At 40.7% G+C, this 2,315-nt stretch carries 5 protein-coding genes; 2 read left to right on the forward strand and 3 right to left on the reverse strand.

Features of this window, described 5'->3' with window-relative positions:
* Positions 1 to 141 precede the first annotated feature (141 nt).
* The 3 genes from O9300_RS16260 to O9300_RS16270 form a co-directional block, all read right to left on the reverse strand.
* A complete protein-coding gene (locus O9300_RS16260; RefSeq protein WP_149978494.1) occupies positions 142 to 291 on the reverse strand; it encodes a lmo0937 family membrane protein in 150 nt (49 codons plus the stop codon).
* 50 nt (positions 292 to 341) lie between these two features.
* Positions 342 to 818 carry a CsbD family protein gene (locus O9300_RS16265; protein ID WP_002803199.1) on the reverse strand — a complete coding sequence of 159 codons (477 nt, stop codon included), beginning with the start codon at positions 816 to 818 and terminating at the stop codon, positions 342 to 344.
* Positions 819 to 1,114: 296 nt separating this feature from the next.
* Positions 1,115 to 1,297: a CsbD family protein gene (locus O9300_RS16270; protein WP_002803200.1), complete on the reverse strand. Its 183-nt coding sequence runs from the start codon at positions 1,295 to 1,297 to the stop codon at positions 1,115 to 1,117.
* Positions 1,298 to 1,617: 320 nt separating this feature from the next.
* On the opposite strand from O9300_RS16270, the gene O9300_RS16275 reads away from it, so the two are divergent.
* Both O9300_RS16275 and O9300_RS16280 read left to right on the forward strand, forming a co-directional pair.
* Complete coding sequence (locus O9300_RS16275; protein ID WP_287972763.1) at positions 1,618 to 1,920, forward strand: hypothetical protein; 303 nt, start codon at positions 1,618 to 1,620, stop codon at positions 1,918 to 1,920.
* A 133-nt stretch (positions 1,921 to 2,053) separates the two neighbouring features.
* On the forward strand, positions 2,054 to 2,218 hold the full coding sequence (locus tag O9300_RS16280) for a hypothetical protein (protein WP_287972766.1): 165 nt from the start codon (positions 2,054 to 2,056) through the stop codon (positions 2,216 to 2,218).
* Positions 2,219 to 2,315 lie beyond the last annotated feature (97 nt).

Here is a 2,315-nt window from a genome sequence, read left to right on the forward strand (position 1 = left end):
TGACCGACGACTGAAAATTTCTGGAGCCCAGTGGAATGAAGAAAATATCCCTCAAGTGCTTAAACACCGCTGTGCTTACCTAAATAACAGTCTTTAGCTATTGAATAGTATTTATGTTCTGACAAAACTGACTTGCTCCCATTACCGTCGCCTCATAAACAAGTTGTAGACAACGCCAATCAGCACCAAAACCAAAAGCAGGTGGATTAAGCCGCCGCCAATGTTAATGGAGAATCCTAACACCCAGAGGATGAAAAGTATAACAACGGCAGTCCAAACGAGATCGAACATATTTCCCTCCTTGATTTAGAGAAAAGTAATGAAAATTCAGTCATCGATCCTTAATTGAGTATATCTTGAACCGTATCTTTTACGTCTTCTACTGCATTGCGAACTTGGCTTTCGACTTGTTTAGCTTTTCCAGCAACTTGATCTTGGCGGTTGCCAGTAGCTTTACCTATCGCTTCTTGAGCTTTGCCTTCAATGTTCTTTGTGACTGCTTTTGCCCTCCCTTTTAACTTCATCTGGTCTTTTATATCTTCTGCTGCGTTACGAGCCTGACTTTCGACTTGCTTGGCTTTTCCCATCATCTGATCTTTGGGATCGCCTGTCATGTTGCCAATCGCTTCTTGAGCTTTGCCTTCAATATTTTTCGTAACTGCCTTGGCTCGATTCATGCTTGCGATTTGAGTCTGCGATTGGGTGGGTAAAGTTGCAGCCCAACTATTTGTAGTTCCAAAATCAAAAGCTATAGTAATTGCCAGCATTATAGTTAAAATAATGGTGACAAAAAAGCGACGAATCTGTTGAAGTGACATCATTTTAACTCCCAAAAAGAATTTGATGAATCGATGATACATGGATGATGAACAACTACTGTCTAGACCCTTTCGAGAAAGATTTTTCTAGTCTTTGACGGCGTAAGTTTATTTACCGAGGGAGAGATATTCGACTTCTTTGAGAAGCTAGATATCTGGTAATATTGGGTTTATTTACGCCGCCTTGTCCTAGGGTTTCACCTGTCTCGAAAGAAACCATTTTTTGAGGAAGAGTTCCGATGAAAGCCGGGTTTCAATCATTTGTCTGAATGGCGGTTGCCGTGACAAATGACCTACTAATCAATAATTTTTTTGACTTCCTCTTTCACATCTTCGATAGTGTGACGAACTTTTGCCTCTGCCTGTTTTTCCTTGCCCTCTGCTTGAGCTTTGGGATCGCCAGTCAGATCTCCTACTGCTTCTTGAACTTTACCTTCGATATTTTTGGCGGTTGCCTCGGTTCTATCTTTTAAGCTCATGATGCTCTCCTTATTGAATTTGTTGGATTTGAGAACTGCTTACCTAAGTTGAGCTAACAATTCTGCTTCTGGTATTACTGTAACGGGTGGTTGTTTGATTTACTGTATGAATTGATTGAGTCTGTATGAATTGCTTGAATACGACACAAAATGTAACGATACCGTTTCTGCAAGCATAGAAATTACGCATTGACAAAAAGGCTTAAATGTGGGTGGTCTAATTTTGTTAGTCTTAGATACAATTTCTCTCTCGACTCTTGACAAAACCCTCTCCGATTTGATTTCCTGACACAAGGGCATCTCTTATAACAGAACAACTGATGAGAAACATTACGAAGCCAACAACTGCTCAATGTAATCTGGCTATTTACACCCTATTTTTGCTCGGCGAACCTAAATATATAAGCTGTGTTCGTTTGGCTCAAATTCTGGGCAATTTATCTCATGACAGTGTCAATCGTTTCTTGTGGCGAGAGAACTATACACCCAAGGATTTGTTTGATGAAGTGGCTCCTCAAATCGAACTTGAAGGAGGAACAATCATTACAGACGACATGGTAATTGACAAGCCTTATAGTCACCCAGCTAAAGCTGAGTTAATCGATTACTTTTACTGGTGGTAAACACAAAAAAGTAGTCAAAGGTATTAACGCAGTTACCTGATATTATACCGATTGTAAAGGAAGGTCAGTTCCCGTTAATTATCGAATCGTTAATAAACAGGAGGGTCAGACAAAACATGAATATTTCTTAGAAATGTTGGACGAAGTAAAAGCTTGGGGATTGAAACCAGAGACAGTCACAGGAGATAGTTGGTATGCTGCCAAAGAAACCATGAATACCCTTAAAGACAAGGGCTTTCGGGGTTTGTTTGCTCCTCAAGTGAATCGGTTAGTCTCGGTTGAACTAGGAACTAAATAGGGTTGGCGGCAAAAAGTTTGTTGGTGGGGTTAGGAGTCGGTCGTCGGTCGTCAGTAGCCGGTCGTTTCAGGCTTTGTTGCCCTCTTTTTTTGTACCA

The organism is Microcystis sp. LE19-195.1E (genome assembly GCF_027532095.1).
Lineage (GTDB): Bacteria > Cyanobacteriota > Cyanobacteriia > Cyanobacteriales > Microcystaceae > Microcystis > Microcystis aeruginosa.

What these genes read in the sequence shown, in the direction of transcription:
- O9300_RS16265 (WP_002803199.1), bottom strand. Translation starts at nt 818, where the DNA reads ATGTCACTTCAACAGATTCGTCGCTTTTTTGTCACCATTATTTTAACT.
- O9300_RS16280 (WP_287972766.1), top strand. Translation starts at nt 2,054, where the DNA reads ATGTTGGACGAAGTAAAAGCTTGGGGATTGAAACCAGAGACAGTCACA.
- O9300_RS16260 (WP_149978494.1), bottom strand. Translation starts at nt 291, where the DNA reads ATGTTCGATCTCGTTTGGACTGCCGTTGTTATACTTTTCATCCTCTGG.
- O9300_RS16275 (WP_287972763.1), top strand. Translation starts at nt 1,618, where the DNA reads ATGAGAAACATTACGAAGCCAACAACTGCTCAATGTAATCTGGCTATT.
- O9300_RS16270 (WP_002803200.1), bottom strand. Translation starts at nt 1,297, where the DNA reads ATGAGCTTAAAAGATAGAACCGAGGCAACCGCCAAAAATATCGAAGGT.